Origin of the sequence: Staphylococcus sp. Ze2 (genome assembly GCF_048568365.1) — a bacterium.
In the GTDB taxonomy this organism is placed as follows: Bacteria; Bacillota; Bacilli; order Staphylococcales; family Staphylococcaceae; genus Staphylococcus; species Staphylococcus xylosus.
In genome coordinates, this window is record NZ_CP183486.1 from 1,287,976 (window position 1) to 1,309,911 (window position 21,936).

The 21,936-nt window shown below is 32.7% G+C and carries 20 protein-coding genes; 16 read left to right on the forward strand and 4 right to left on the reverse strand.

The features are described from left to right. The first annotated feature begins 3 nt into the window (after positions 1 to 3). Positions 4 to 2,007 carry an NAD-dependent DNA ligase LigA gene (gene ligA / locus ACM591_RS05800; RefSeq protein WP_038678849.1) on the forward strand — a complete coding sequence of 668 codons (2,004 nt, stop codon included), beginning with the start codon at positions 4 to 6 and terminating at the stop codon, positions 2,005 to 2,007. Between the two features lie 12 nt (positions 2,008 to 2,019). Next, positions 2,020 to 3,228 carry a CamS family sex pheromone protein gene (locus ACM591_RS05805; RefSeq protein ID WP_029378963.1) on the forward strand — a complete coding sequence of 403 codons (1,209 nt, stop codon included), beginning with the start codon at positions 2,020 to 2,022 and terminating at the stop codon, positions 3,226 to 3,228. A gap of 91 nt (positions 3,229 to 3,319) precedes the next feature. Here the strand turns inward: ACM591_RS05805 and putP are convergent, their stop codons facing one another. Continuing rightward, positions 3,320 to 4,855 (reverse strand): sodium/proline symporter PutP, encoded by a 1,536-nt coding sequence (putP, locus tag ACM591_RS05810; protein ID WP_326013360.1) that lies wholly within the window; start codon positions 4,853 to 4,855, stop codon positions 3,320 to 3,322. 369 nt (positions 4,856 to 5,224) lie between these two features. Between putP and gatC the strand changes: the two genes are divergently transcribed. The 7 genes from gatC (at position 5,225) to dinB (ending at position 13,204) form a co-directional block, all read left to right on the forward strand. After that, the gene (gatC, locus tag ACM591_RS05815; protein ID WP_029378965.1) at positions 5,225 to 5,527 is read left to right on the forward strand and encodes an Asp-tRNA(Asn)/Glu-tRNA(Gln) amidotransferase subunit GatC; all 303 of its coding nucleotides are present in this window, start codon (positions 5,225 to 5,227) and stop codon (positions 5,525 to 5,527) included. Position 5,528: 1 nt separating this feature from the next. Beyond that, positions 5,529 to 6,986 carry an Asp-tRNA(Asn)/Glu-tRNA(Gln) amidotransferase subunit GatA gene (gene gatA, locus ACM591_RS05820; RefSeq protein WP_029378966.1) on the forward strand — a complete coding sequence of 486 codons (1,458 nt, stop codon included), beginning with the start codon at positions 5,529 to 5,531 and terminating at the stop codon, positions 6,984 to 6,986. A gap of 12 nt (positions 6,987 to 6,998) precedes the next feature. Continuing rightward, entirely contained in the window at positions 6,999 to 8,426 is a 1,428-nt protein-coding gene (gene gatB, locus ACM591_RS05825) for an Asp-tRNA(Asn)/Glu-tRNA(Gln) amidotransferase subunit GatB (protein ID WP_029378967.1), read from the forward strand. A 390-nt stretch (positions 8,427 to 8,816) separates the two neighbouring features. Beyond that, complete coding sequence (locus tag ACM591_RS05830) at positions 8,817 to 9,734, forward strand: diacylglycerol kinase (RefSeq protein ID WP_225489545.1); 918 nt, start codon at positions 8,817 to 8,819, stop codon at positions 9,732 to 9,734. A 71-nt stretch (positions 9,735 to 9,805) separates the two neighbouring features. Beyond that, a complete protein-coding gene (gene rlmD / locus ACM591_RS05835) occupies positions 9,806 to 11,167 on the forward strand; it encodes a 23S rRNA (uracil(1939)-C(5))-methyltransferase RlmD (protein ID WP_225489546.1) in 1,362 nt (453 codons plus the stop codon). Positions 11,168 to 11,379: 212 nt separating this feature from the next. Then, a complete protein-coding gene (locus ACM591_RS05840) occupies positions 11,380 to 11,931 on the forward strand; it encodes a DUF3267 domain-containing protein (RefSeq protein ID WP_029378970.1) in 552 nt (183 codons plus the stop codon). 202 nt (positions 11,932 to 12,133) lie between these two features. Continuing rightward, positions 12,134 to 13,204 (forward strand): DNA polymerase IV, encoded by a 1,071-nt coding sequence (dinB, locus tag ACM591_RS05845; RefSeq protein WP_029378971.1) that lies wholly within the window; start codon positions 12,134 to 12,136, stop codon positions 13,202 to 13,204. A gap of 48 nt (positions 13,205 to 13,252) precedes the next feature. Here dinB and ACM591_RS05850 read toward each other — a convergent pair whose 3' ends face one another. Then, complete coding sequence (locus ACM591_RS05850; RefSeq protein ID WP_029378972.1) at positions 13,253 to 13,807, reverse strand: 3'-5' exonuclease; 555 nt, start codon at positions 13,805 to 13,807, stop codon at positions 13,253 to 13,255. Positions 13,808 to 14,089: 282 nt separating this feature from the next. Continuing rightward, positions 14,090 to 14,593: a ferritin gene (locus ACM591_RS05855; RefSeq protein WP_029378973.1), complete on the reverse strand. Its 504-nt coding sequence runs from the start codon at positions 14,591 to 14,593 to the stop codon at positions 14,090 to 14,092. 168 nt (positions 14,594 to 14,761) lie between these two features. Here ACM591_RS05855 and ACM591_RS05860 point away from each other — a divergent pair, with 168 nt between their 5' ends. Beyond that, positions 14,762 to 16,081: a Mur ligase family protein gene (locus ACM591_RS05860; RefSeq protein ID WP_042362405.1), complete on the forward strand. Its 1,320-nt coding sequence runs from the start codon at positions 14,762 to 14,764 to the stop codon at positions 16,079 to 16,081. Further along, a complete protein-coding gene (locus ACM591_RS05865; protein ID WP_029378975.1) occupies positions 16,078 to 16,800 on the forward strand; it encodes a type 1 glutamine amidotransferase in 723 nt (240 codons plus the stop codon). Before ACM591_RS05860 ends, ACM591_RS05865 begins: the two co-directional genes overlap by 4 nt. Before the next feature lie 200 nt (positions 16,801 to 17,000). On the opposite strand, the gene ACM591_RS05870 is transcribed toward ACM591_RS05865, so the two are convergent. Beyond that, positions 17,001 to 17,987: an FUSC family protein gene (locus ACM591_RS05870; protein ID WP_029378976.1), complete on the reverse strand. Its 987-nt coding sequence runs from the start codon at positions 17,985 to 17,987 to the stop codon at positions 17,001 to 17,003. Between the two features lie 176 nt (positions 17,988 to 18,163). On the opposite strand from ACM591_RS05870, the gene map reads away from it, so the two are divergent. The 5 genes from map to ACM591_RS05895 all read left to right on the forward strand — a co-directional run bounded on the left by map (position 18,164) and on the right by ACM591_RS05895 (position 21,784). Next, positions 18,164 to 18,916, forward strand: a complete 753-nt coding sequence (gene map / locus ACM591_RS05875; RefSeq protein WP_029378977.1) for a type I methionyl aminopeptidase — start codon at positions 18,164 to 18,166, stop codon at positions 18,914 to 18,916. Positions 18,917 to 19,020: 104 nt separating this feature from the next. Beyond that, on the forward strand, positions 19,021 to 19,407 hold the full coding sequence (locus tag ACM591_RS05880; protein WP_326026239.1) for a hypothetical protein: 387 nt from the start codon (positions 19,021 to 19,023) through the stop codon (positions 19,405 to 19,407). Between the two features lie 16 nt (positions 19,408 to 19,423). Continuing rightward, positions 19,424 to 20,125: a cell wall-active antibiotics response protein LiaF gene (gene liaF, locus ACM591_RS05885; protein WP_029378979.1), complete on the forward strand. Its 702-nt coding sequence runs from the start codon at positions 19,424 to 19,426 to the stop codon at positions 20,123 to 20,125. Next, entirely contained in the window at positions 20,122 to 21,165 is a 1,044-nt protein-coding gene (locus ACM591_RS05890) for a sensor histidine kinase (RefSeq protein ID WP_029378980.1), read from the forward strand. Before liaF ends, ACM591_RS05890 begins: the two co-directional genes overlap by 4 nt. Next, on the forward strand, positions 21,155 to 21,784 hold the full coding sequence (locus ACM591_RS05895) for a response regulator transcription factor (RefSeq protein ID WP_017723494.1): 630 nt from the start codon (positions 21,155 to 21,157) through the stop codon (positions 21,782 to 21,784). The genes ACM591_RS05890 and ACM591_RS05895 overlap by 11 nt, the downstream gene beginning before the upstream one ends. Positions 21,785 to 21,936: the final 152 nt, after the last annotated feature.

Below are 21,936 nucleotides of genomic sequence, written 5' to 3' on the forward strand. Positions count from 1 at the left end.
CAAGTGGCTGATTTGCAATCGCGGGTAAATGAATTACATGAATTATTAAATCGATATAGCTATGAATATTATGTTCAAGATAATCCATCTGTTCCTGATAGCGAGTATGATAAGTTGCTACACGAATTAATAGATATTGAAACAACTCATCCTGAATATCGAACAGAGGATTCACCTACAGTGAGAGTAGGTGGTAGTGCGCAATCAACATTTGAGAAAGTGCAACATGATACCCCTATGCTTAGTTTAGGCAATGCATTTAACGAAGAAGATTTGAGGAAGTTTGATCAACGTATACGTGACAACATCGGTGACGTAGAGTACATGTGTGAATTAAAGATAGACGGTTTAGCCGTATCGTTAAAATATGAAGACGGAAGATTTGTCCAAGGATTAACACGTGGCGATGGTACTACAGGTGAAGATATAACAGAAAACTTAAAAACCATTCACGCTATTCCATTAAAAATTAATGAACCTAGAACATTTGAAGTTCGTGGTGAAGCATATATGCCTAGAAAATCATTTTTTAATTTGAATGAAGCTAAAGCAGAAAATGATGAACAACCTTTTGCAAATCCAAGAAACGCAGCTGCAGGTTCACTAAGACAATTAGATTCTAAACTTGCAGCTAAACGTAAATTAAGCGTCTTCTTATATAGTGTGAATGATTTTACACAATTTAATGCAGATACTCAAAGCGAAGCGTTAGATGAGTTAGACCAATTAGGATTTAAAACAAATCAAGCACGCCAACGTGTTAAAACGATAGACGAAGTGTTGGCTTATATTGAAAAATGGACAGAGCAACGGGAAGACTTACCATATGATATTGATGGTATAGTAATTAAAGTGAACGCTTTAGAACAACAAGAAGAACTTGGATTTACACAAAAATCACCGCGTTGGGCTATTGCATATAAATTCCCTGCAGAAGAAGTAATAACAGAGTTGTTAGATATTGAGTTAAGCATTGGTAGAACGGGTGTAGTGACACCAACTGCAATATTAGAGCCGGTAAAAGTTGCAGGAACTACTGTTTCTCGCGCTTCTTTACATAATGAAGATTTGATACATGAGAAAGATATTAGAATTGGTGACAGTGTTGTCATTAAAAAAGCTGGAGATATTATCCCAGAAGTTATCAAAAGTGTGTTAGATAGACGTCCTGAAAACGCAGAGCAATATCATATGCCTACACATTGTCCTAGTTGTGATCATGAGTTAGTAAGGATAGAAGGTGAGGTTGCACTACGTTGTATCAATCCGAAATGCCAAGCACAGTTAGTGGAAGGTTTAATACATTTTGTTTCTAGACAAGCTATGAACATTGACGGTCTAGGTACAAAAATTATTCAACAATTATATGAAAATGAATTGATAAAAGATGTAGCTGATATTTTCTACCTTACGAAAGAAGATTTAGAGCCACTTGATCGCATGGGTGAGAAGAAAATTGATAATCTGCTTAAAGCTATCGAGTTAGCAAAGTCTAATTCTCTTGAACAATTATTATTTGGATTGGGTATAAGACATTTAGGTGTAAAAGCAAGTCAAGTTATAGCGGAAAAATATAGTACTATGGATAAGTTGTTCGATGTTACGGAAGAAGATTTGATAGCAATCCATGATATTGGGCATAAATTAGCCCAATCAGTAGTAACTTATTTAGAAAATGAAGATATCCGCGCACTTATTGAAAAATTAAAAGTTAAAAATGTTAATATGACTTATAAAGGTGTTAAGACAAGTGAACTTGAAGGGCATCCTGAATTTAAAGATAAAACAATTGTTCTAACTGGTAAGTTGTATCAAATGACACGAAATGAAGCATCAAAATGGTTAGCGTTACAAGGTGCAAAAGTAACTAATAGTGTTACTAAAAGTACAGATTTAGTTATTGCAGGTGAGGACGCTGGTTCTAAGCTGACTAAAGCAGAAAAATTTGGTACAGATGTTTGGTCTGAAGAAGATTTTGTTCAGAAACAAAAAGAAATTGAGGGATAGAGGAGATAATGCATGAAAAGAACGATAATATTAATCATTTCAGCAATTTTTGTATTATCAGCATGTGGTCAAAATGAAGAGAAACCAAAAGAAAAGTCGAAGGATAACGCACAGCAACAAGAATCAGGTTCTATAAAAGAAATCGCGACAGATAAAAATGTACAAGGTGATAACTACAGAACAATTTTACCTTTTAAAGAAAGTCAGGCTCGAGGATTATTACAAGATAATATGGCTAATAGTTATAACGGAGAAGACTTTGAAAATGGGCTTCTAGATTTAAGTAAAAGCGTATTTCCAACAGACGAATATTTATATCAAGACGGTCAATACCTAGATAAATCCACAATTAATGCGTTTTTAAGTCCGAAGTATACGAAATCTGAAGTAGATAAGATGGATGAAGAAGAGCGTAAAGAGAAAAAAGCAAATGAAAATTTAGGACTTAATCCTTCTCACAATGGTGAAACAGATCCTGAAAAAATCGCTGAAAATTCACCAGCCTATTTATCTAACATTTTAGAACAGGATTTTTATGGTAGTGGTGATACTAAAGGTAAAAAAATCAAAGGTATGACAATAGGTTTAGCAATGAATAGTACATACTATTATCAAAAAGAAAAAGATGGCGAAACTTATAGTAAAGATTTAGATGATAAAGAAATTAAAAAGCAAGGTAAGCAAATGGCAGGGGAAATTCTATCTAGAATTCGTGAGCATAAAGAATTAAAAGAAATACCAATCCATTTTGCAATCTACAGACAAACTGGTGAAAATTCTATTGTACCTGGAGAGTTTATTGCAGGTACAACTGTCGAAGAAGGGAAAACTCGCATCAATGATTGGAAAGATATTAATCAAAAAACAGTTTTATTACCTTCACAAGAAGCGGCTGATTTAGATGAAAACTTAAATAATGATTTTAAACAGTTTAATGATGATTTACAAACTTATTTTAATAACTTTACTCAAGCAGTCGGAACGGTTAAATTTGATAAAAAAGAAGCGAAACAATTATCTGTCGATGTACCAATTGATTACTATGGTAAAGCAGAAACAATCGGTATTACGCAGTATGTAACGGAACAAGCAGAAAAATATTTTGATGATATTGATGAATATGAAATTCATATTAAAGATGGTAATAATCCAAAAGCCTTAATTAGTAAAGCAAAAGGTGATAAAGAACCTCAAGTTCATATTTATAAAAATAATAATTAATAAATGTATGTAAAATGACACCCTTCAAAATTGTCACTATAAGTCAATTTTGAAGGGTGTCTTTATATTAATATGAATGATTAGAACATATTTATTCTTTAATAATTTGCTTGACCCTGTTGAGGTCTTTTTCGACAAAATCCCCCGGTTTTTTAGTATATTTACTAACGAGATAAGTTACAATCACACTTGCTAAGAAACCAGGAATAATTTCATACATACCAAATAACTCATTGATATTAGCTAGAGGTTTTACCCATGTAATCCAAATAATAACGACTACTGCACCTGTAATCATTCCAGATAAAGCTCCTGCATGTGATAGGCCTTTCCAATATAGGGAGAAGATGACTAAAGGACTGAAAGCAGCGCCAAATCCTGCCCATGCATTCCCAACTAAATTTAAGATGGTGTCATTTGGAGACCAAGCAATCCAAATAGCAACAATGGCTACTAACAATACAGACAATCTTCCAACCATCACGAATTCTTTTTCGTGTTCTCGGGCTTGATCTTCTCCACGAATTAATTTATAAAAATCCTCAGTTAATGAACTAGACGTTACAAGTAACTGAGAAGATATTGTACTCATAATTGCTGCCAATATCGCTGCTAATAAGAAACCACCTACAAGCGGATGGAATAAAATCTGGCTCATGACAATAAATAGAGTTTCAGGGTCTTCTAATTGAATATTGCGTGCAGAAATAAATGCAATACCAGTAAGCCCGACCGCTACAGCGCCTAACAAACCTATAACCATCCAACTAATACCAAGTCGTCTCGCTTTAGGTAATAATTTATGTGTTTTAATAGACATGAATCTAACGATGATATGTGGCTGACCAAAATAGCCCAACCCCCAAGCAAATAATGAAATTATACCTAATACGGTTGTACCTTTAAATAAATTCATATTAGTCGGTTTCATTTCAGCTACTTGTCTAAACGTATCTAAACCGCTGAGCTCTATGAGCGCAACAATAGGTACCATGACCATAGCGATTAACATGATAACACCTTGGAAGAAGTCTGTAATAGAGACGGCTAAGTAACCTCCAAAGAAGGTATAGAATATAACGATAGCCGCTACAATAATAAGTCCCCAATGATAGTTCAAACCAAAAGCACTTTCGAACAATTTACCTCCTGAAACAAAACCAGAGTGTGTATATAGCGTGAAGAAAATTACGATAATTAAACCAGAAATAATTTTTATATAATTATTTTGATCATTCAGTCTATTTTTGAAAAAATCTGGTAATGTAATTGCATCACCTGCGAGCTCAGTATAAACTCTTAACCTAGGAGCTACGACAAAGTAGTTCACATATGCCCCTAAAGAGAGCCCAATTGTAATCCACATTGCTGAAAGACCAGTGCTATACACAGAGCCTGGTAATCCCATAATCATCCAACCACTCATATCCGATGCCCCAGCTGAAAGAGCAGTGACATAAGGACCAATACTTCTGCCTCCAAGCATAAATTCACTCAAATTACTTGTAGACTGTTTATATCCATAATAACCAATAACGAGTAGTACAATGAAATATATTACAATCATAATATAAGTCTGCCAACTCGCTTGAACTTGATTAGCTAACGAAGTGCCCAAAATCAGCATGGTTCATCATCTCCCTTTATCTTTATCTATTAAATTGTTTTACATGAATGATTATACAATGAAATTTATAAATAGAGTAGTACTATTTTTATTTTTAAAGAAATATTACTTATCACAACATATAATTAAGCGCTTACATATAGTTGTTGTAATGATACACTCGTTATAAATTTTAGTGATTTATTATGCAAATTAAAAATGAGTTATCTATAGATAAAGTTAATGAATCGATTAAACTTTAAAAAGTAAATAGTACAACTTGCGAAATTAAATCGCTTTAATTTGTGTATATTATTGAAAAACTTAGATTTTTGGCTGGAATTTTGGTACAATTTTGTAATGAATGAGTAAAAAGGAGGCTTTTATTTAATGGCTAAAGTTACACGAGAAGAAGTTGAACACATCGCTAATTTAGCAAGACTTCAAATTACTGAAGATGAAACTGCAGAAATGCAAAACACTTTAGAAAGTATTTTAAACTTTGCTAACCAAATAGATACAGCGGATACAAGTAACATTGAACCAACATATCATGTATTAGATTTACAAAATGTATTACGTGAAGATAAAGCAGTCGAGGGCATTCCCCAAGAACTTGCATTAAAAAATGCTAAAGAGACGGAAGATGGACAATTTAAAGTACCATCTATCATGAATGAGGAGGACGCTTAAGATGACGATCCGTTATGAATCTGTGGAGAATTTAATCAGCTTAATCAAAAATAAAGAAATAAAACCATCACAAATTGTTAATGACATTTACGATGCAATTGAAGAAACGGATCCAACTATTAAATCATTTCTTGCGTTAGATAAAGAAAATGCAATTAAGAAAGCACAAGAGCTTGATGAGTTACAAGCTAAGGACCAAATGGAAGGTAAGTTATTCGGTATTCCAATGGGAATTAAAGATAACATTATTACTGAAGGTGTGGAAACAACTTGTGCTAGTAAAATGTTAGAAGGATTTGTACCGATTTATGAATCAACTGTAATGAATAAGTTACATAATGAAAATGCGGTACTTATCGGTAAATTGAATATGGACGAATTTGCAATGGGTGGTTCAACAGAAACATCTTATTTCAAAAAGACAGTAAATCCATTCGATCATACTGCCGTTCCAGGTGGCTCATCTGGTGGTTCAGCAGCAGCTGTAGCAGCGGGCTTAGTACCATTTAGTTTAGGTTCAGATACTGGTGGCTCAATTCGTCAACCAGCTGCATATTGTGGTATCGTAGGTCTAAAACCAACATATGGACGTGTGTCTCGTTTCGGTCTTGTTGCATTCGCATCATCATTAGATCAAATTGGTCCATTGACACGTACGGTTAAAGATAATGCACTAGTGCTAGAAGCAATTACAGGCGTTGACGAAAATGATTCAACAAGCGCTCCTGTTGAAGAAGCTGATTATACAGCTGATATAGGAAAAGACATCAAAGGCCTTAAAGTAGCTTTACCAAGTGAATATTTAGGTGAAGGTATTTCTGATGAAGTTAAAGATTCAGTTAAAGAAGCAGTTGAAACACTAAAATCATTAGGTGCAACAGTTGAAGAAGTTTCATTACCTAATACGAAGTATGGTATTCCATCTTACTATGTCATAGCTTCTTCAGAAGCGTCATCAAACTTATCTCGTTTTGACGGTATAAGATATGGCTATCATTCGCCTGAAGCTAATTCATTAGAAGAATTATATAAAATGTCTAGAAGCGAAGGTTTCGGTGAAGAAGTTAAACGTCGTATCTTCTTAGGTACATTTGCGTTAAGCTCAGGATATTACGATGCCTTCTACAAAAAATCACAAAAAGTTAGAACTTTAATTAAGAATGACTTTGATCGTATTTTTGAAAATTATGATGTTGTAGTAGGTCCTACTACACCAACAACTGCATTTAATTTAGGTGAAGAAATTGATGATCCACTTACAATGTATGCGAACGATTTACTAACAACGCCTGTAAACTTAGCAGGGTTACCAGGTATCTCTGTACCGTGTGGACAATCAAATGGTCGACCAATTGGCTTACAATTTATCGGTAAACCTTTTGACGAAAAAACATTGTACCGTGTCGCTTACCAATATGAAACACAATTCAATTTTCATAATGAATACGAAAAATTATAAGGAGTGGAAATCATGCATTTTGAAACAGTTATTGGGCTAGAAGTCCATGTTGAGTTGAAAACAGATTCTAAAATGTTCTCATCATCACCAGCGCATTTTGGAGCGAAACCAAACTCAAATACAAATGTAATTGACCTTGCATATCCTGGTGTCTTGCCAGTAGTAAATAAACGTGCAGTTGATTGGGCTATGAGAGCATCAATGGCATTAAATATGGAAATTGCTACGGAATCAAAATTTGACCGTAAAAACTATTTCTATCCAGATAATCCAAAAGCATATCAAATATCACAGTTTGACCAACCAATTGGTGAAAATGGTTATATTGATATCGAGGTTGATGGAGAGACAAAACGTATTGGTATCACACGTTTACACATGGAAGAAGATGCTGGTAAATCAACACATAAAGATGGCTATTCTTTAGTTGATTTAAATAGACAAGGTACGCCATTAATTGAAATCGTATCTGAACCAGACATTCGTTCTCCACAAGAAGCGTATGCATACTTAGAAAAATTACGTTCTATTATTCAATATACAGGCGTTTCTGATTGTAAAATGGAAGAAGGCTCACTACGTTGTGATGCTAATATTTCTTTACGCCCATATGGTCAAGAAGAATTTGGTACAAAAGCAGAACTTAAAAACTTAAATTCATTCACTTATGTTCGTAAAGGACTAGAATATGAAGAAAAACGCCAAGAAGAAGAATTGTTAAACGGTGGGGAAATTCTTCAAGAAACACGTAGATTTGATGAATCTAATGGTAAAACATTATTAATGCGTGTTAAAGAAGGTTCTGACGACTATCGTTACTTCCCGGAACCAGATATCGTTCCTCTATACGTTGATGATGAGTGGAAAGAACGAGTTCGTCAAACAATCCCAGAACTACCAGATGAAAGAAAAGAGAAATATGTTAAGCAATTTGGTTTACCAGCTTATGATGCACATGTACTTACACTTACTAAAGAAATGTCAGATTTCTTCGAAGGTGCTGTAGCACAAGGTGCTGACGTCAAATTAACATCTAACTGGTTAATGGGCGGAGTAAACGAGTATTTAAATAAAAACCAAATTGAATTATTAGATACTAAACTTACACCCGAAAACTTAGCTGGAATGATTAAATTAATCGAAGACGGCACAATGAGTAGTAAAATTGCTAAAAAAGTATTCCCAGAACTTGCCGAAAATGGTGGGGATGCCAAGCAAATTATGGAAGATAAGGGCTTAGTTCAAATCTCGGATGAGGCAACACTTCTTAAGTTTGTTAATGAAGCATTAGATAATAACGAACAATCAATTGAAGACTATAAAAATGGTAAAGGTAAAGCGATGGGCTTCTTAGTTGGACAAATTATGAAAGCTTCAAAAGGCCAAGCTAATCCACAATTAGTCAACCAATTATTGAAACAAGAACTAGATAAAAGATAATAAGTTAACACATAGATATTTATAAGTACTAAATTGTTATCATATGTATTAAATCTATAACTAGTATTAGCGGGCTGGGACAATTAAATTGTCTCAGCCTTAATTATTTTATTTGCAACAGCTAACGTCCCACTTCGCTAAAGAAGCATTTCTTAATTTATTGGTTAGTTCTTCTTATGCATGAGCGGAAGTTCAGCTAAATCTCTTAATCCTAGTTATCATATACAAGGGAGCGAAGTAATATTTTAAAAAGAAAATTAAATTCCTTTGTTGCTCTTGATTTTTGCACGTTGTTACATATTTTCTTTTAAAATTTAATCTAAAATGCTTTTATCATCTATGTAAATCATTTAATATAGGTAATGAGTATACGAAGTTGAGGGATAAATTATGAGAAAACGAGCTAGAATCATTTATAACCCAACATCTGGCAAAGAACTTTTTAAACGTACCTTACCAGATGTTTTAATTAAATTAGAAAAAGCAGGTTTTGAAACAAGTGCTTATGCAACTGAAAAAGTCGGAGATGCTACAACGGAAGCAACACGTTGTTTAGATCAAAATTACGATGTACTCATAGCCGCAGGTGGCGATGGCACTTTAAATGAAGTTATCAATGGCATAGCAGAAAAGGCCAATAGACCAAGTTTAGGTATCATTCCGATGGGCACTGTTAATGATTTTGGTCGTGCGTTACATTTACCTACTGATATAATGAGTGCGATTGATGTCATCATTGAAGGTCACATTACGCGTGTAGATATAGGGAAAATGAATAGTCGCTATTTTATTAATTTAGCGGCAGGAGGACAATTAACTCAAGTATCGTATGAAACACCGAGCAAATTAAAATCCATTGTTGGACCGTTTGCATATTATATAAAAGGGTTTGAAATGTTACCGCAAATGAAAGCAGTAGATATCCGCATTGAATATGATGATGAATTATTTCAAGGCGAAGCACTTTTGTTTTTGCTCGGCTTGACTAATTCAATGGCAGGTTTTGAGAAATTAGTGCCTGATGCGAAATTAGATGATGGTTATTTTACTTTGATTATCGTTGAAAAGGCAAATCTTGCTGAACTAGGCCATATAATGACTTTAGCATCAAGAGGTGAACATACGAAACACCCAAAGGTACATTATAAAAAAGCGAAATCTATAAGTGTTTCCTCATTTACTGATATGCAACTCAATGTAGATGGTGAATATGGTGGTAAACTACCAGGTAATTTCTTAAATTTGAAACAACATATTGAAGTGTTTACACCAAGTGATATACAAAACGAAGAAATAGTAGAACAATAAAATACAGAATAAACTACGAGGTTAGGTCAGTCTATAAATATTCCTAACCTCTTTTAGTGTGGGGTGAAATAATGAACGCAATTCAAAAAAATGAAGTCGTAGAGGGTAAAGTTGTAGATTTAACGCATGAAGGTCATGGTGTTGTTAAATTTGATCGTTATCCTGTTTTTGTTCCTAATGCATTAATAGACGAAATAATTGAATTTAAAGTGATTAAAGTAAAAAAGAATTTTGCAATAGGTAAACTAATCACTATTAAAGAACAAAGTGAGTCACGTGTAGAACCACCATGTGTCTATTATTATAAATGTGGTGGCTGCCAGTTACAGCATATGACTTATCAAGCACAATTAAATATGAAAAAAGAACAAGTGGTGAATTTATTTCAACGAAAAGCAGGGTTTAAAGATGTTGTTATACACGATGCAATTGGAATGGACAACCCTTGGTATTACAGAAATAAATCACAAATTCCAGTAGGAAAAAATAATGAGCATGAAATAATAACAGGCTTTTACCGTCAGCGCAGCCATGACATAATCGATATGGATGAATGTTTAATACAAGATAGTTTACATCAAGATGTAATAAATAAGGTTAAAGTATGGTTTAACGAACTTAATGTGAGTGTTTATAATGAACATCAGAAGCAAGGATTAATGCGTCATGTGGTTATTAGAACTGGGCACCACTCAAGAGAATTAATGGTAATCTTTGTCACAAATGGTAAAAAATTTAAACAAAGTGATGTTATAACTGAGAGATTAGTAGCTGACTTTCCAGAAATTGTCAGTGTTAAACAAAATATAAATACAACACATTCCAATGTGATTATGGGAGATAATTCATATACTTTATATGGAAAAGATGAGATTGAAGATACATTATCTGATGTTACATTCAAAATAAATGACCAATCGTTTTATCAAATTAATTCCGTACAGACTGAAAAGTTATATCAACGTGCTATAGAATATGCTGAACTACAAGGTGAAGAAGTAGTGCTTGATACGTATTGTGGTATTGGTACTATTGGATTATACATGGCTCCAAAAGCGAAACATGTCTATGGGGTTGAAGTTGTACCTGAAGCAATAAAGGATGCGCAGTTAAATGCGACTATAAACCAATTTGAAAATACTACTTTTGTCTGTGGTAAGGCTGAAGATGTTATCTTAAAATGGGAATCAGAAGGAATTAAACCAGATGTAGTAATGGTTGATCCACCTCGTAAAGGGTGTGACGAAACATTTTTGGAAACTTTATTAGAATTAAAACCCAAAAAGATCGTCTACATTTCCTGCAATCCATCGACACAGCAGCGCGATGCTCAATTACTAGCACAACATTATAAATTAACCCAAATAACACCTGTAGATATGTTTCCTCATACAACACACGTTGAAACTGTTGCACAATTTGAGAGACTTTAGATTTAAATCAGTAGGTTAATAAAATGTTTTATTATATATAGTAATTGTGAAAGTAATTAATTATTTGTTTACTGAGTATTGCAGATTATTGCAAATAGAGTAAGTTTGTTAAAATTTAATTACAAGCAACTAACTTTGTTGAAAAGCCCTTTATTAGTGTAGGTAATCGTTGTATACTCTAGGTAATAACGAATGACATGGAGGGGTGACTGATGTTCAAAATTGATTTGTTTTCGAGCAAAAAGGCGCTTGAAGGCTTTATCTTATTTCAATTTACAATTGTGATGATAAGCATTTTAGTATCTTATAAAATAGCTTATTCTATGACACATATTATTGAACAGAACATTGTTTTAAATTTGTTGCTTGGCATAATAGGTTTTGCAGTTGTATACTTCTTACATGAATTTATTCACAACATTATGTTTCGAATGTTTTCAAAAGGTAATAAACCTACGTATCAGATTCGATTAGGTTTAATGACAACACATATGCCGAACGTTTATTTTAAAAAATGGCAGTACATCAGCATCATGTTGGCTCCATTTGTCATTATTACAACTGCGATATTCATACTATTTTCTTTCTTTGCATATTCATCATTTATATTTATAGCGTGTTTCCACATAGGATACTGTGTGTTGGATTTGTACTTTCTATCAGGTGCATTCAATAAAAACGTGCAATTGATTGAAGACACAGAAGATGGCATTATATTTTACACGAAAGCTTCACTTCAAGACTTACAAATAGAAGCAAAATAGCTTATATTTAATATAAATTGTTTTTAATTAGAGAGTTAGTATTCTACTATTAAAATACATATTGACGATACGTTCGTTATGTATTTTAATAGCTAGAACTAACTCTTTTTTAATGAGCAAATTTGAAGAATTATAATATAGTAAATTGTAAGATATAAGTAATGTAAAGTTTGAAACTTAATAAAAAGAGGAGGTGAGGACATTGTCAGAGAGAAGAATTATTCATATTGATATGGACTGTTTTTTTGCGCAAGTTGAAATGAGAGACAATCCAAAATTAAAAGGGAAACCAGTTATTGTAGGTGGTAAAGCAAGTGGTAGAGGCGTTGTTTCTACAGCGTCTTATGAAGCAAGAAAATATGGTGTTCACTCTGCAATGCCCACCGCTCAGGCTCATAAACTTTGCCCAAATGGTTATTACGTGACGCCTCGGTTTGAGGCTTATAGGGAAGCATCAGAACAGATCATGAAAATATTTAAAAGTTATACTGACATCGTTGAACCACTTTCTTTAGATGAGGCTTACTTAGATATTACCCATCTTGTCAGACCAGATTTACCTGCTTCTCAAATTGCACAATATATACGGAGAGATATTTTTGAAGCGACCCAACTTACATCATCTGCAGGTGTCTCTTATAATAAGTTTCTAGCAAAGTTAGCTAGTGGTATGAACAAACCAAACGGTTTAACTGTAATTGATTATCGTAATGTACACAAAATATTGATGGAGTTAGATATTGGTGATTTTCCGGGAGTAGGTAAAGCTTCTAAAGAAAAAATGCATGAGCATCACATATATACGGGGCAAGATTTATATAATCAAAGCGAGCGAGAGCTTATTAGGCTGTTTGGTAAAAGAGGTCACGGTTTATATAATAAGGCAAGAGGGATAGACAATAATCCAGTTAAATCAACGAGGATTAGAAAATCAGTCGGTACAGAGCGAACATTTGCTGCCGATATGAACGACGATGATGAAATATTACAAAAAGTTTGGGAGCTTAGTAATAAGACAGCAGAACGGTTAGCTAAATTGCATAAATCAGGTAAAACGGTAACTGTTAAAATAAAGACATTTAAATTTGAAACATTATCAAAGCAACGTAGCTTACGTGACCCTGTACGGAATGAAACCGATATCTATAATGTTGCATATAGTTTATATACCGAATTAAAAGATTCCAATACACCTATTAGACTTATAGGTGTAACTGTAGGGAACCTGGAAAAGGCGACATTCGAAAATATGACAATTTATGATTATATTTAAAAGATTTTAATTGATATAGTTTCATCAACTTATAGTCACTGATAAGGTTTAGTCTTTATCTCTAAGGTCTTTACCGTATACCTTAAGCATACTTGATAAATTGTCATAGTGTTTTAAAAGTCTAAATGTAATCATAGCACAAGCTTTAGCATCGTTAAGGGCATCGTGATGTCCATGAAAGTCTAAGTTATAATATTGCATCATATAGTTCAAACCATAACGATGATGCTGAATTGTTCTTCGAGATAATTGAAGTGAACAAAAATAAGTCATGCATGGCGTTTCAATTCCTAATGATCTAATACTTTCATGTAAAACAGTCATATCAAAAGCTGCATTATGAGCTACTACTGGTAAATCATCTATAAATTTTAACATGTACGGGTACACAGTTTTAAAAGTAGGAGCGTCTGCAACTTCCTCGGGATGAATACCATGTACTGCAATATTTTGTTGTGAAAAGAAATCATTAGGATTAATGAGGGTGTAAAATGTTTCTGTTATTTGATGGTTAACAACTTTAACCATCCCTACTGAACAAATACTCGTACGTTTCCCATTTGCAGTTTCAAAATCTAGAGCAATAAAGGCATCTGAATTCATGTTACAGGTTTCCTTTCTTAATATTAATATGTAATGACTTTATATAAATATGGGAAACTAGTCAAGCTAACAAAACTATTCAAGGTGGCTTTTGTAATCAGTTTAAAGAATATTAATTTGTGGAAGGATAGTAATAAGAAGGATATGACAAAAAATTGATTTCTAGGTTGATTCCTTTATAATTTGCCAAAGTCGAGCATGGAGACAAAAAAATAAGATATTTATGCTATGGCATTAGAATAGCATAAATATCTTATAAGTGATTTAAATGTACGATAAGACTTAAGCTTCCTCTTCGAACGAACGTGCAGCTAATTCTTTTTCATAAAGATAGAGCGTATTACTGTCATCACCAATACGATTTAAGTAATCGATGTGTGTTTCAAACATAGCTTCTTCTTCAACTTGTTCATCTAAGAACCAATTTAAGAATGAAATTGTTGCGTAGTCTTTATCTTTAGTTGCTAAGTCAGATAAATTATAGAATCTACGTGTAACTTCTTGTTCTTGAGCTAAACCATCTTTAAATGTTTCTAAAATACTTGTGAATTCTGTTTTTGGTGCAGGGATAGAACTAAAAAGTGCGTGGCCGCCACGGTCATTAATATAGTCATATATTTTTTTACCATGGAAACGTTCTTCTTTCGCTTGTTGGATATAGAAGTTAGCAAATCCTTCATAAGAATTGTCATCACAGAAAGCAGCCATAGCCATATATGCATGAGCGGCATAAAATTCATGGTTCATTTGTTCATTTAATGCATTTAATAAGTCTTCATTTAACATAATTAATAAGCCTCCAATGCTTTTTTTTAAGTATATCAAAACTATTCATAGTAGTAAATTATACACAATAATCATAGTAAAAATGTAACGGTAATTTAGATTTAGAATTGTTTGGAATACAACATAATCATGTTATAATATTCTAGTGAAGAGTAGAGGAGGAAGTATATGAGACATTGGACTGCAACCCGATTAGCAAAAATAGCTAGGCAAGCGAGTAAAGCTGCCGGTAAAAAAGGTACAGATTTGCCAGGTCAAGTTGCTAGAAGAATAGATAAAAATATATTACGAAAATTAGCTTCTCAAGTTGATGAGATAGTCTTCATTAGTGGTACAAATGGCAAAACGACGACTTCGAACTTAATCGGTCATACTTTAAGAGCTAATGATATTGAAATCATACATAATAATGAAGGCGCAAATATGGCTGCAGGTATAACATCAGCTTTTATTTTACAAAATAAAAAAGATACAAAAATTGCAGTTATTGAAATAGATGAAGGGTCAATTCCAAGAGTACTTAATGAAGTAACACCGACAATGATGGTTGTTACGAATTTCTTCCGAGATCAAATGGATCGTTTTGGCGAAATCGATATTATGGTTAATAATATAGCAAATGCAATTAATAATAAGGGAATTAAGTTGCTGTTAAATGCGGATGACCCATTTGTTAGTAGATTAAAAATAGCTAGTGATACAGTCGTTTATTATGGGATGAAAGCACACGCTCATGAATTTGAGCAAAGTACAATGAATGAAAGCCGTTATTGTCCAAACTGTGGTCAGTTATTACATTATGATTATGTACAATATAACCAAATAGGGCACTATCATTGCGAATGTGGATTTAAACGTGAAGATGCTAAATACGAAGTATCTAAATTTACACTTACACCATTTATTAATTTAGATGTTGGAACAACTACATTTAATATGAAAATAGCTGGTGATTTTAACGCGTATAATGCGATAGCAGCATACACAGTTTTAAGAGAATTAGGTATAAATGATGAAGGTATACGACAAGGTTTTGAAACTTATACTTCGGACAATGGCCGTATGCAGTATTTTAAAAAAGATAGTAAAGAGGCAATGATTAATCTTGCGAAAAATCCTGCTGGAATGAATGCAAGTTTATCTGTGGGAGAACAATTGGCTGGTAGTAAAGTTTATGTGTTGAGCTTAAACGATAATGCAGCAGATGGTAGGGATACATCATGGATATATGATGCTGATTTTGAAAAGTTAACCAGACAGCAAATTGAAGCAATTGTTGTTACAGGTACACGTGCTGAGGAATTGCAATTAAGATTAAAACTTGCTGGCGTTAACGTGCCGATTATTTTGGAAAAAGATATATACAAAGCAACGGCTAAAACAATGGATTATAAAGAAAGTTTTACCGTGGCAATTCCAAATTACACTTCACTTGCACCAATGTTAGAACAATTAAACCACTCATTCGAGGAGGTCAAAGTGAAATGAATGAATTAACGATTTATCATTTTATGCCAGACAAATTAAATTTATATAGTGATATAGGTAACATTATTGCATTAAAGCAACGTGCCAAATTAAGAAATATTAAATTGAATGTTGTAGATGTTAATGAAACAGAAGGTGTTACGTTAGATGGATGTGATATATTCTTTATCGGCGGTGGAAGTGATAGAGAACAAACGCTTGCTACAAAAGAGTTAAGTAAAATTAAAGATATTTTAAAAGAAGCAATAGAAGATGGCATGCCAGGTCTAACGATTTGTGGAGGGTATCAGTTTTTAGGTAGTAAATACATTACTCCTGATGGTACAGAACTTGCGGGCTTAAATATATTGGATTTTTATACAGAATCACAAAAAGAACGTCTTACTGGTGACATCGTCATACAAAGCGAGACTTTCGGTACGATTGTTGGTTTCGAAAATCACGGTGGTCGTACATATCATCCTTATGGTACTTTAGGTAAAGTAACACATGGTTATGGCAATAACGATGATGAAGCGACAGAAGGTATACATTATAAAAATCTATTAGGCACATATTTGCATGGTCCAATTTTACCAAAAAATCATGAAATTACAGATTATTTATTAGAGAAAGCTTGTGAGCGTAAAGGTATAGAATTTGAGCCTAAACAAGTGGATAATACAGAAGAAGAAGCTGCTAAAAGAGTAATTGTTGAACGTGTACAAAAAAGTAATTAATTAAATTTAAAGGCACTATAATAAATGTTTTGAATAAAGCGTATTAAGGGTTTATGCTAATACGATAGCATTATATACAATTGACGCAAAAGAGTGGTACAGAAATTATTTTTGACTAAAATAATTTCTGTACCACTCTTTTTTTATATCTAATTAGTTAGCAAATACAATTATCTAACAATTGGCTAAGTATAATATTGTTAAGCGAAACGATGATCTAATATTCGATAAATTAATAGTATTTCATAAATGATGTGACTCTTAATTTGATTTTCGTCAAATTCATCTAAACCTTTGACTGATGTCTTGAGTATTGAAGCGTGGCGTGGTTGGCGTTCAAAATGTCCAGTAACATAGATGTTATTTATACTCTGTGCAATATAAAGGATGGCCAATTTTTCCTCATGTGTAAATGTTACATTAGTATCTTTTGGTAGGTAGACTAAATTTGATAAATGAGTTATAAATAACCTATTTGTGTGAGATCGGGTAGTTAATGACTTTAACCGTAACCAATCGGAGTCATTATGCTTATGGTAACTGAGTTCATCTTTTTGATAAGCTAATAACGTTTCTACTTTCTGATTAATGTCGACTAAAGCATTTAACTGACGATAAGGTGCGCTTTTAGTGAATTTACCAAGTAGGAGTTGACGCATTCTCAAATCAAAAAGAGCATACATTTTACGTTCTGAAGTATTAATGGAGGATTCTAATTGATCATAATACTTTGGAGGTAAAATAATAAAGTTTACAAGGCCAGCAGTTACAAGACCGATGATAGCTGTTAAAAGTCTAGAAAAGAAGTTAAAGAAATAAGCATCGTGGATGCCTGGAATCATAGCCATTGCAGTAAGCGTGGCAACAGTTGTGCCTACATGTAAATTTAATTTTGTACACAAAATAATTGTAAATGTTGCACTAAAAGCATAAGTAAAAGGTGATTGGTCACCGAAGATAAAGGTAAATACTACGGCAAATAAAGCGCCTATAATTGTTGCTGGTAGTCTTCGATAGCCTTTTTTCAGAGAAGCTTTAGCAGTTGGTTCAATTGTAACAATTGCTGTTAAAATTGCAAAAATAGGATTTAAGTCTAATGCCAAGCATAACAATGCTGTTAAAAATGTAGCTAATCCTGTTTTGATTGTTCGTGCACCAATAATCTTTTTATACCAAATGTCATTCATAGAAAAACTCCTAATGGTATGTATAGTAGTTAAAACAATATGAAATATTAAAAGTAGTCATGTCATTCGTTCCATAAAATGTTAAACTATACATGTTAAAATTTTCTAATTTATTATATCAAAAAAATTCTGCTATAATAAGAGAGAATATAATATATATAAAGGAACGGGATAATATGATCGTAAAAACAGAAGAAGAATTAGCAGCTTTAAAAGATATTGGTTACATATGTGCTTTAATAAGAGATAAAATGCAAGCTGCCACTAAACCAGGTGTAACTACTAAAGAGTTAGATGATATAGCAAAAGTATTATTTGAAGAACATGGTGCAATCTCAGCACCAATTCATGATGAAAACTTCCCAGGTCAAACATGTATCAGTGTGAATGAAGAAGTTGCTCACGGTATTCCGGGTAAACGTAAAATAAACGAAGGTGACTTGGTGAATATTGATGTATCAGCCTTGAAAAATGGTTACTATGCGGATACAGGTATTTCATTTGTTGTCGGTGAAGCTGATAACCCATTGAAACAAAAAGTTTGTGACGTAGCATTAGAGGCTTTTGAAGCAGCGATGACAAGAATTAAACCAGGTGCTAAACTTAGCCAAATTGGTAAAGCAGTGCATGCAACTGCACGTAAGAACAACCTTACTGTAATAAAAAACTTAACTGGTCATGGTGTTGGACAATCATTACATGAAGCACCAAACCACGTGATGAACTATTACGAACCAAAAGATAAAACGTTACTAAAAGAAGGTACAGTCATAGCAGTAGAACCATTTATTTCTACAAAAGCAACATACGTTACTGAAGGAAAGAATGAATGGGCATTTGAAACAAAAGATAAAAGTTTTGTGGCTCAAATTGAACATACTGTCATTGTGACAAAAGACGGACCAGTATTAACTACTAAAATAGATTAGATGGTGTTTCGGTCTAAAGTCCTAATATAAGATGGTTCCGGAGCCTATATTAAAGGTTCCGGATATTTTTTATAATAGAAGCTAATCAATCATGAGGTGATTCTATGAATTATATTAAGACTTACTTAGAAAAAATGACAAAAAACACTTTCTATACTAGTTTAGTAGAATATAGAAAGTATTTAGATAACAAATTAAGAAGTATTGAAATGTACATAAATTACTTACGCGATAGAAAAGTTTATTTAGGAAAATTAATTGATAATTTAACGTTATCATTAGAAAATAAGTATATTGATATGATAGATGAAGATTACATTTATTGTGCTCAAGAGATTGAGGATATCGAAATAGATAGAATAAAAAATGACTTAAATGAAATGGAAGCAGACTACGCTCGAATCGAATCCGATCTATCACAACAAGCAGTTGAAAGAGCAAATATCGAAACTGAGTGTGATTTAATCGAACGCATTAGTTTAGTCGCTTGAAGAAAGGTGGCGAAACATGACTCATAAATATATATCGACAGAGATGCTTATCGTTTTTACAGCATTGATGATTATTGCCAATTTTTATTATATTTTCTTTGAAAAAATTGGCTTTTTACTTGTTTTATTACTTGGTTGTATTTTAGTTTATGTAGGTTATATTTATTTTCATAAAGTACGTGGACTACTCTCGTTTTGGATAGGGGTATTGTTTATTGCATTTACGTTACTTTCTAATAAATACACAATTATAATCTTGTTTGTATTTTTAATAGTACTTATTGTTAGATACATTATTTATAGATTTAGACCTTTGAAAATAACTGCTACTGAAGAAGAGGTCGATACGCCAGATTTTATAAAACAAAAATGGTTTGGTGAACAACGTACACCTGTGTATGTATATAAATGGGAAGATATTCAGGTACAACATGGTATTGGGGACATCCATATCGATATGTCGAAGGCAGCCAATATTAAAGAGAATAATACGCTAGTCATCCGTCATATTATTGGGAAAGTACAAATTATCGTCCCATTGAACTACAATATAATTTTGCATTTCACGACGTTATATGGTAACGCCTATGTAAATGAGACATCTTATAAAGTTGAAAATAATAATATCAAAATTATTGAGAAAACTAAAGAAGATAACTATGCTGTAAATATTTATGTTTCGTCCTTCTTAGGTGATGTTGAGGTGATTTATAAATGAATCACTACATTAGAGCAATAGGTTCGATGTTGATATTAGTTTATAGTACATTTTTTGCTATATTTTTTATTGATAAAGTATTTGTTAACGTAATGTACTTTCAAGGTATGTTTTATACCCAAATATTTGGTATACCCGTCTTATTATTTTTAAATTTAATGGTTATTTTGCTCTGTATTATTGTAGGTTCTGTATTAGCTTATAAAATAAACCAACAAAATCATTGGTTAAAAGACCAAATAGAAAGATCAATAGAAGGGCAAACTGTAGGTATAAATGATCAAAATATAGAATTGTATAATGAAACCATTGAGTTATATCAAACGTTCGTCCCTTTAAATCAAGAAGTACATAAATTAAGGATGAAAACGCAAAATTTAACTAATGAATCATATAATATTAATGATGTAAAAGTGAAAAAAATTATTGAAGATGAACGACAAAGGCTAGCACGTGAATTACATGATTCAGTGAGTCAGCAGTTGTTCGCAGCAAGCATGATGTTATCAGCAATAAAAGAAACAAAATTAGAGGCACCATTAGATCAGCAAATTCCGGTACTAGAGAAAATGATTCAAGATTCTCAGCTAGAAATGAGAGCTTTATTACTACATTTAAGACCTATAGGATTGAAAGATAAATCACTTGGTGAAGGTATTAAAGACTTAGTTGTAGATCTACAGAAAAAAGTACCGATGAAAGTTATACATGATATAGAAGAATTTAAAGTACCTAAAGGTATTGAAGATCATTTATTTAGAATCACACAAGAAGCTATATCGAATACATTAAGGCATTCAAAGGGAACTAAAGTAACTATAGAGTTATTTAATAGAGATGATTATTTATTATTGAGAATACAAGATAATGGTAAAGGCTTTAATGTTGATGATAAAGTAGAACAAAGTTATGGCTTAAAAAATATGCGTGAGCGTGCACTTGAGATTGGTGCAACGTTTCATATTGTGTCACTACCTGATGCAGGTACCAGAATTGAAGTTAAAGCCCCATTAAATAAGGAGGATTCATATGCCGATTAAAGTTTTATTTGTGGATGACCATGAAATGGTCCGAATTGGAATATCTAGCTATTTATCAACACAACCAGATATTGATGTTGTAGGAGAAGGGAAATCGGGAAAGGAAGCAATTGAAAAAGCTCACCAATTGAATCCTGATTTAATATTAATGGATTTACTAATGGATGATATGGACGGTGTTGAAGCAACCGAACAAGTAAAAAAAGATTTACCTCATATGAAAGTAGTCATGCTTACGAGTTATATAGAAGATAACGAAGTATACCGTGCACTTGATTCTGGTGTGGATAGCTACATTTTAAAAACAACGAGTGCTAGTGATATTGCAGAGGCAATAAGAAAAACCTATAATAATGAGTCGGTTTTTGAAGCAGAAGTTTTAGTTAAGATGAGAAATAGAATGAAGCAACGTGCAGAATTATATGAAATGTTAACAGAACGTGAGATGGAAATCTTATTATTAATAGCAAAAGGCTACTCAAACCAAGAAATAGCAAGCGCCTCACATATAACAATTAAAACTGTTAAAACACATGTAAGTAATATTTTGAGTAAATTAGAAGTACAAGATAGAACACAAGCTGTTATTTACGCTTTTCAACATAACTTAATTCAATAAGTTACAAAGTATATAATAAATAAAGGCTAAAACAGAAACGTAATCATTAAATACGTTGTGTTTTAGCCTTTATTTTTATATCAAGATGACGTAAGCCAACCATAATCAGTATAATGAGTTAGTAGGCTTGCACCAAATTTTTTAGATTTAGA